The following is a 7,798-nucleotide window of genomic DNA, read 5'->3' as shown; positions in this document are numbered from 1 at the left end:
CGGGCGGGTACCTTGGTCTCCCTCACCCTCCCACCCGCTGATGCGGGCGGGTACCTTGGTCTCCCTCACCCTCCCACCCGCTGATGCGGGCGGGTACCTTGGTCTCCCTCACCCTCCCACCCGCTGACGCGGGCGGGCCCCTCCCTCTCCCGCAGGCGGGCGAGGGGCGGAAGCGGAACTTGCAATTGTGCCGGATTTCGCCCCTCGCCCACGAAAGTGGGAGAGGGAGGGGCCCAAGCCCGCCAGGGCTTGGGAGGGTGAGGGTAAGCACGGCCCCGCCATCTGAAACGGAACACCCGCATGTCTCTGCCCCACGCCCTGCTGACCGCCTTGATCGAACGTCCCTGCGCCGGGTCCGAACTGGCGGGACGCTTCGACCGTTCCATCGGCTATTTCTGGCAGGCCACGCATCAGCAGATCTATCGCGAGCTGGCGCGGCTGGAGGCGGCGGGCTGGATCGAGGGCAAGGCCGTGGACGGCGCACGAGGACGCAAACGCACCTACCGGGTCTTACCGGCGGGATCCGCGGAACTGGCGCGCTGGACGGCCGAGAGCCAAGTCCCCCTGCCCATCCGCGACGAGATGATGGTCAGGCTACGGGCGGACGCAGTCATCGGCCCGACCGCCCTGCCGGACAATCTGGCTGAACTGGCCCGGCATCACCGCGACCGGCTGCAAACCTACCAGGCCATCGAGAAGCGGGACTTCACGCCACCCCCGACCGACCGCGCCCAGCAACTGCGCCATCTGGTCCTGAAAGCCGGCATTGAGTATGAGCGGCATCGAGCCGCGTTTTGCGAACAGGCGCTGGCGCTGCTGTCCCCTCCACCGGACTGAATGCCCTGAAATACAAAACGCCCCATCCGGGTGGATGGGGCGCGGTCTGTTGTCACTTCGCGGCGTCGAAGAAGTCGTTACCTTTGTCATCGGTGATGATGAAGGCGGGGAAATCCTCCACCTCGATGCGCCAGATGGCTTCCATGCCCAGTTCGGGATAGGCGATGCATTCAACCTTCTTGATGCAATCCTGGGCCAGACGGGCCGCGGCGCCACCGATGGAGCCCAGATAGAAGCCGCCATGCTTCTGACAGGCATTCTTGACGGAAGGCGAGCGATTGCCCTTGGCCAGCATGACGAAGGAGCCACCCGCCGCCTGGAACTGATCGACAAAGCTGTCCATGCGGCCCGCCGTGGTGGGCCCGAAGGAACCCGAAGCGTAGCCTTCCGGCGTCTTGGCCGGACCCGCATAATAGATCGGGTGGTTCTTGAAATAGTCGGGCAGCGGCTGGCCGGCATCCAGCAGGGCGCGCAGCTTGGCATGGGCGCTGTCGCGCGCCACGATCAGCGGGCCGGTCAGCGAAACGCGTGTGCGGATCGGATACTGGCTCAGCACCTTGCGGATTTCATCCATGGGCTGGGTCAGGTCAATCTTCACCACCTCACCCGACAGCGCCGCCTCATCCACTTCCGGCAGGAAGCGGGCGGGATCGGTTTCCAACTGTTCCAGATAGATGCCGTCCTTGGTGATCTTGGCCAGCGCCTGACGGTCGGCCGAGCAGGAAACGCCGATTCCGATGGGCATGGAGGCACCGTGACGCGGCAGGCGGATGACGCGCACATCGTGGCAGAAATACTTACCGCCGAACTGCGCCCCGATGCCCAGCCCCTGGGCGGCCTTGAACAGGGCCTGCTCCATCTCCAGGTCGCGATAGGCGTGGCCGCTCTCCGACCCCTGGGTCGGCAGGCTGTCATAATAGCGGGCCGAGGCCAGCTTCACCGTCTTCAGATTCTGTTCGGCCGACAGGCCGCCGATAACCACCGACAGGTGATAGGGCGGGCAGGCGCTGGTGCCCAGCGAGGCCATCTTCTCCTCAATGAAGGGGATCAGACGGTCGGGCGCCAGTACCGAGGGCGTGGCCTGGAACAGGAAGGTCTTGTTGGCCGACCCGCCACCCTTGGCCATGAACAGGAACTTGTAGGCGTCCTCACCCTCGGCGAAGATCTCGATCTGGCCGGGCAGATTGGTGCGGGTGTTCTTCTCTTCATACATGGAGAGCGGGGCCACCTGGCTGTAGCGCAGGTTCCGCTTGCGGTAGGCATCCGCCACCCCCTCGGACAGGGCGGCCTCATCGGCGCCCTTGGTCCAGACCTTGCGGCCCTTCTTGCCCATGATGATGGCCGTGCCCGTATCCTGGCACATGGGCAGGATGCCGCCGGCGGCGATCGACGCGTTCTTCAGCAGGTCCAGCGCCACGAAACGGTCGTTGGGCGATGCCTCGGGATCTTCCAGGATGGCACGCAACTGGCCCAGATGGCCGGGGCGCAGGAAATGGTTGATGTCCATGAAGGCGGCTTCGGCCAGCAGGCGCAGCCCTTCCGGCTCCACCTTCAGCACGGTCTCTCCATCAAATTCGACGGTGGAGACATAATCGCTGGTCAGCTTGCGATAGGGCGTGGTGTCGGCACCCAGGGGGAACAGGCTGAAGCTCTGCTTCACAACATCATCGGGCATTTCTGGCTCCGGGGCTTTCGGGGGCGGCGGGCCGGGGTCCGCCGTTGATGGTCGTTCAGATAGCGCAAGCCAACAGCCCCCGCCAGAGGGCCGTTGGTCGCGTCGGGTGGCCGTCAGGGAAATGACTGCCAAAGGCCGGCGGCTGCCGGCCCGCGACCCCATGGTCGCGCACGCCAAGCGGCCGGACGGTGGCGCCCGGCGCTTGAGCGATCATGCATCAGACAGCGGCGATGCAGACGATTTCCACCAAATAGCCGGGGGCGGCCAGGCGGGCTTCGACCGTGGCGCGGGCCGGGGGATTAGACTGGTCGACCCAGGCGTCCCACACCTCGTTCATGGCGGCGAAGTTGCCGATGGAGGACAGGTAGATGGTGGTCGACAGGATCTTGGATTTGGACGAACCGGCCTCGGCCAGCAGGGTGTCGATCTGGGCCAGGACCTGGGCCGTCTGGCCCTTGATGTCGGCGCCGGTATCGGTGGCCACCTGGCCCGCCAGATAGACGGTGCCGGCATGGATGACGGCTTCGCTCATGCGGCGGCCGGGATGCAGACGGACGATGCTCACCGATCAGGTTCCTTCTTAAGTCAGGGCCGCTCGCAATGGCGGCCGGCAGATGCCGGGATAGGGGCAAGCGGCACGCCCCGCAAGCGATCGCGGCAAATGCCAGTCATGCAGCCCATGCCGCTTGTTACAAGATCGCCCCCGAAATGCGTAAAAAGATTACGCCCGGACGGGGGCCGTCCGGGCGTAATCCTTTCAATATCTCGATGCCTGGGGTTATTCGCCGTCCACCGCCTGCGGCCGCAGCGGCAGTTCCGGTTCCCGGTTGGTCAGCATCCGGCCCAGTTTCGGCCCGATCCATTTCTGGATATCGTCCATCAGGGTGAACATGGTCGGCACAAACACCAGGGACAGCGCGGTCGAGGTGATAAGGCCACCGATCACGGCCACGGCCATGGGCTGACGGAACTCCGTATCCGCGCCCCAGCCGGCCGCGATGGGCACCATGCCGGCCACCATGGCGATGGTGGTCATGATGATGGGGCGGGCGCGCTTGGCACCCGCATCCAGCAGAGCCTCACGCCGGCCCATCCCATGGTCGCGCATGGCCACGATGGCATATTCGACCAGCAGGATGGAGTTCTTGGTCACGATACCCATCAACATCAGGATACCGATCAGGGCCGGCATGGACAGGGCCATGTTGCCCAACAGCAGCCCCGCCACCGCCCCGCCCAGCGACAGGGGCAGCGCCGTCATGATGGTCACCGGCTGGAAGAAGTTATGGAACAGCAGGACCAGCACGGCGATGATCAGCAGGAACGCGGTCCCCAGCGCCACCGCGAAGCCCATCATCATGATCTCCAACTGCTCGGACCCGCCATAGTTCGGCTTGGAGATACCGGAGGGCATATGGGCCATGGACGGCAGGGCGTTGATGGCCTTCATGGCCTCACCCAGTTCGGCACCATTCAGGTCGGCCTGTACGGAAATGCGGCGGGCGCGGTCGAAGCGGTCGATCTGTACGGCGCCCGACCCCATCTCCAGGTTGGCCACGGCCGACAGCGGAACGGTGGCGCCAGTATTAGTGCGCACCCGCAGATTGGAGATGGTATCCAGGTCGCCGCGCGCGTTCTGTTCCAGTTGCACGCGGATCGGCACCAGACGGTCACCCAGATTGAACTTGGCGGAGTTGGTATCGATCTCGCCCAGCGTGGCCACCTTGGCCACCTGACCGATGGAGATCACCGACACCCCCTGTTCGGCGGCCCGTTCGAACATGGGCCTGATCTGGATTTCGGGACGCTGCAGGGCCGCCGTCGAGGTAACGTTCTTCAGGATCTGCAGGGACCGCATCTCCGTCAGCACCTTGTTGGCGTGACTGTCGAGCAGCGGGCCGTTTTCCGACGTCAACATGATGGAGACGTCACGATTGCCAAAGCCACCCGTGGAGTTGAACGAGAAGCGCACGCCGGGGATCTTCTGCAATTCGGGCAGGATGCGGGTCTCGAAATCCTTCTGATGGACGCGGGTCGAGCGCGCCTTCAGCAGGACAATGATCGACCCGCGACGCACCTGACCGCCGCGACCGGCGCGCGCCCAGGTGGTTTCCACCTCCGGCTGGGCCTTCAGGATGGTCGCGGCGCGCTGCACGGCGGCATCCATCTGTTCCAGATTGACGCCCGGCGCCATTTCCATCTGCAGATTCGAGAAACCGATATCCTGGGATGGCATGAAGCCAGACGGCAGGGTGAAGGTCAGCATCACCGACAGGATGAAGAAACCCGAGCCCGCCATGATGGTCTTCCAGCGGTGGGTGATGCACCAGTCCAGAAGCCTCAGGTATCTGTGCGTCCAGGGGCCCGCTTCATGATCCTCGGGCTGCGACGGCTTCAGGAAATAGGCGGCCATCAGCGGCGTCAGCAGACGGGCGACCAGCAGCGAGAACATCACCGCCACGGCCACCGTGATGCCGAAGGACTTGAAGAACTGGCCCGGAATGCCCGGCATGAAGGACACGGGCAGGAACACGACAACGATGGTCATGGTGGTCGCCACCACGGCCAGGCCGATTTCGTCCGCCGCCTCCAGCGCCGCCTCATAGGGGCGTTTGCCCTGGCGGATGTGGCGGACGATATTTTCGATCTCCACGATCGCGTCATCGACCAGGATGCCGACCACCAGCGCCAGAGCCAGCATGGTGACGCCGTTCAGCGTGAAACCCAACCAGTTCATGACCAGGAAGGTCGGGATAGTCGATAGCGGCATGGCCAGCGCCGAGATCAGCGTGGCCCGCATATCGCGCAGGAACCACCAGACCACGCCCACCGCCAGAATGGCACCGACCACCAGCGCCTCGATTGAGGCGTAATAGCTGTCCACCGTGAACTTCACGTTGGAGATGATCAGCGTGAAGGTCAGGTCCGGATAGTCCTTTTTCAACTGCTCGATGGCCGCGTCCACGCCCTTGGCGATGGTCACTTCCGATGAATTGGGCGAGCGGCTGATGGCGAAGCCGACCGTGGGTACGCCGTCCAGCCGGGACACGCCGCGCAGTTCAGAGGTGCCATCCACAACGTCGGCGATGTCGGACAGGCGCACCTTGCGCCCGCCGGCAACGGCGATTTCAATAGTACGCAGTTCCTCAACACTCTGGGCCCGGCCCAGGGTGCGGATGGATTGTTCGGCGGCGCCGATCTCGCCACGCCCGCCGGGCATGTCGACATTGAGCTGCATGAGCTGCGAATTGACCTCGCCCGCCGTGACGCCCAGCGCCATCATGCGTTCGGGGCTGAGATTGACGCGGATCTCCCGGCTCTGCCCGCCCAGGCGCTCCACCTCACCCACGCCATTCACGCGCTTCAGGGTGCGGGCCAGATCGCTGTCGATCAGCCAGGAAAGCTGTTCGACGGTGCGGTGGGTGGAGGTGACGGCATAATAAAGGATAGCGTCGCCGGTCACGTCCAGACGCTGCACCTGCGGTTCGTAGATATCCTGCGGCAGGTCGGAGCGGATGCGGCTGACCGCGTCGCGCACGTCATTGACGGCGCGGTCGGTGTTGTAGCCGATCTTGAATTCGATGGTGGTATTCGAATAGCCATCGGTAATGTTGGAAGAAACGTGATCGATGCCCGTGATGTTGGACACCGCATCCTCGATCTTCTTCGTCACTTCCTGTTCAAGTTCCGACGGGGCGGCACCCGGACGCGACACGCCCACATTGACGATGGGAAAGTCGATGTCGGGATTGCCGGTGATGTCCATCTTCACAAAGGCGATCAGACCCGCCAGCGTGAGAATGATGAACAGCACGATGGGTGGAACGGGGTGGCGGATGGCGACCGCCGAAATATTGCCACGGCTCATGTCCGGTGCCTTTCTGCTGGCGGTCGTCAGTTGGCGGGAAGCGGGTTGATCTTGTCCGTGGGGGCTTCGGTGATGATCACCTTGTCACCGGTCTTCAGGTAACCGGCGCCGGTCAGCACCACATCCTCACCCGGCTTCACGCCGGACAGGATGGCCAGGCGGCTGCCGTCACGCGGGCCGGTCTGCACCTCGCGGGCTGTCACCGTGTGGTGGCCCTTGTCGTCCTTGGCCGCATCGACCACGACGGCCCAGCTCTTGGCGTCGCGATAGACCACGGCCTCTTCCGGCAGGACCGGCGCGCTCTGCATGCCCGTGCGGACCTTGGCGGTCAGGAACATGCCGGGGCGCAGATACGGGTCATGCGGGACATCGATCTTGACCGTGCCGATGCGCGACTTGGTGTCCACGACCGGGGAAATGATGCGGATGGTGCCGATGAAGGGCTTGCCATTGATATCGACCGCCGACAGTTCCGCCGTCTGCCCCACGACCAACTGGCGCAGGTCGATCTCCGGCACCTCGGCCAGCAATTCCACACGGTCGTCGCGGATGATACGGAACAGTTCCGTTCCACCCGCCGACATGACCGCCCCCAGGCGCGCATTGCGCTTGGCAATGGTGCCGTCGGTGGGGCTGCGCACCTCCGTCTGGGCCAAACGGGCGATCGCCTGGACCTTCGCGGCCTCGGCCACGCCGACACGGGCCTTGGTGGTCAGGGCATTGGACCGGCGGGCATCCAGGTCACGGGTGGAGATGGCGCCGGTGCGGGCCAGTTCTTCTGCACGGCGGATATTGGCATCGGCCTCCGTGGCCAGCGCCTGGGCCTCGCGCAGCGAGGCTTCCTTCGACAGAAGGTCGGCGCGCAGCACCTTGTCGTCGAAACGGGCCAGCAACTGGCCAGCCTTGACCTTGTCGCCTTCATCCACCAGCACTTCAGTGATGGCCAGACCGGAGGTCTGCGTACCGATCGGCAGTTCGTCCCAGGCAGCCAGCGACCCCGTCACCATCAACAGGCGCGGCACATCACTGGGCGTGGCCTTCACGGTGGTGACGGTCAGGATGGACGAACTGTCCTTTTCGCCTTCGGCCCCCGCCACCGGCTTGCCATCAGCACCGGACTTGGGCTTCAAGGCGATATAGGCACCGGCGCCGATCACAGCCACGGCAACCGCGCCCAGCAGAATCCATTTCAGCTTCGACGGGCGGCGGCCGCCCGGCGGGGTCCAGCGCTGGCCACCCGGAAGATTGGGCCGATTATCGCCACCGTCAGGGCCAGGGCGGGTGTGAAGAGGCTGCACCGTCATATCGTTCACCATCGTCGGGCCGCGACAGCGGGCGCGGCTTCCGGGCGAGGGCGATCCATCGCGGTTCATCGCCCCCTGCGATGAACAACGTTCCCCCCGTCCTATCGCCGGACA

The 7,798-nt window shown here is 64.7% G+C and carries 5 protein-coding genes; 1 reads left to right on the top strand and 4 read right to left on the bottom strand.

What is annotated here, in order from left to right:
• Positions 1–300 precede the first annotated feature (300 nt).
• A complete protein-coding gene (locus KBA48_RS20720; protein WP_292909913.1) occupies positions 301–837 on the top strand; it encodes a PadR family transcriptional regulator in 537 nt (178 codons plus the stop codon).
• Between the two features lie 52 nt (positions 838–889).
• On the opposite strand, the gene KBA48_RS20715 is transcribed toward KBA48_RS20720, so the two are convergent.
• From KBA48_RS20715 to KBA48_RS20700, 4 genes are all read right to left on the bottom strand, one after another.
• Entirely contained in the window at positions 890–2,512 is a 1,623-nt protein-coding gene (locus tag KBA48_RS20715; protein ID WP_292909911.1) for a fumarate hydratase, read from the bottom strand.
• 217 nt (positions 2,513–2,729) lie between these two features.
• Positions 2,730–3,077 carry a RidA family protein gene (locus KBA48_RS20710; protein WP_292909909.1) on the bottom strand — a complete coding sequence of 116 codons (348 nt, stop codon included), beginning with the start codon at positions 3,075–3,077 and terminating at the stop codon, positions 2,730–2,732.
• A 213-nt stretch (positions 3,078–3,290) separates the two neighbouring features.
• Positions 3,291–6,380 carry an efflux RND transporter permease subunit gene (locus KBA48_RS20705; RefSeq protein ID WP_292909907.1) on the bottom strand — a complete coding sequence of 1,030 codons (3,090 nt, stop codon included), beginning with the start codon at positions 6,378–6,380 and terminating at the stop codon, positions 3,291–3,293.
• Between the two features lie 26 nt (positions 6,381–6,406).
• The gene (locus KBA48_RS20700) at positions 6,407–7,684 is read right to left on the bottom strand and encodes an efflux RND transporter periplasmic adaptor subunit (protein WP_292909905.1); all 1,278 of its coding nucleotides are present in this window, start codon (positions 7,682–7,684) and stop codon (positions 6,407–6,409) included.
• Between the last annotated feature and the right edge of the window lie 114 nt (positions 7,685–7,798).

Origin of the sequence: Niveispirillum sp. (assembly GCF_017996735.1) — a bacterium.
Classification (GTDB): domain Bacteria; phylum Pseudomonadota; class Alphaproteobacteria; order Azospirillales; family Azospirillaceae; genus Niveispirillum.
This window is presented reverse-complemented; position numbering and strand designations above follow the sequence as displayed.

Excerpts from the sequence above, each read along its gene's own strand:
- KBA48_RS20705 (WP_292909907.1), bottom strand. The coding sequence starts at position 6,380 with ATGAGCCGTGGCAATATTTCGGCGGTCGCCATCCGCCACCCCGTTCCA.
- KBA48_RS20700 (WP_292909905.1), bottom strand. The coding sequence starts at position 7,684 with ATGACGGTGCAGCCTCTTCACACCCGCCCTGGCCCTGACGGTGGCGAT.
- KBA48_RS20720 (WP_292909913.1), top strand. The coding sequence starts at position 301 with ATGTCTCTGCCCCACGCCCTGCTGACCGCCTTGATCGAACGTCCCTGC.
- KBA48_RS20715 (WP_292909911.1), bottom strand. The coding sequence starts at position 2,512 with ATGCCCGATGATGTTGTGAAGCAGAGCTTCAGCCTGTTCCCCCTGGGT.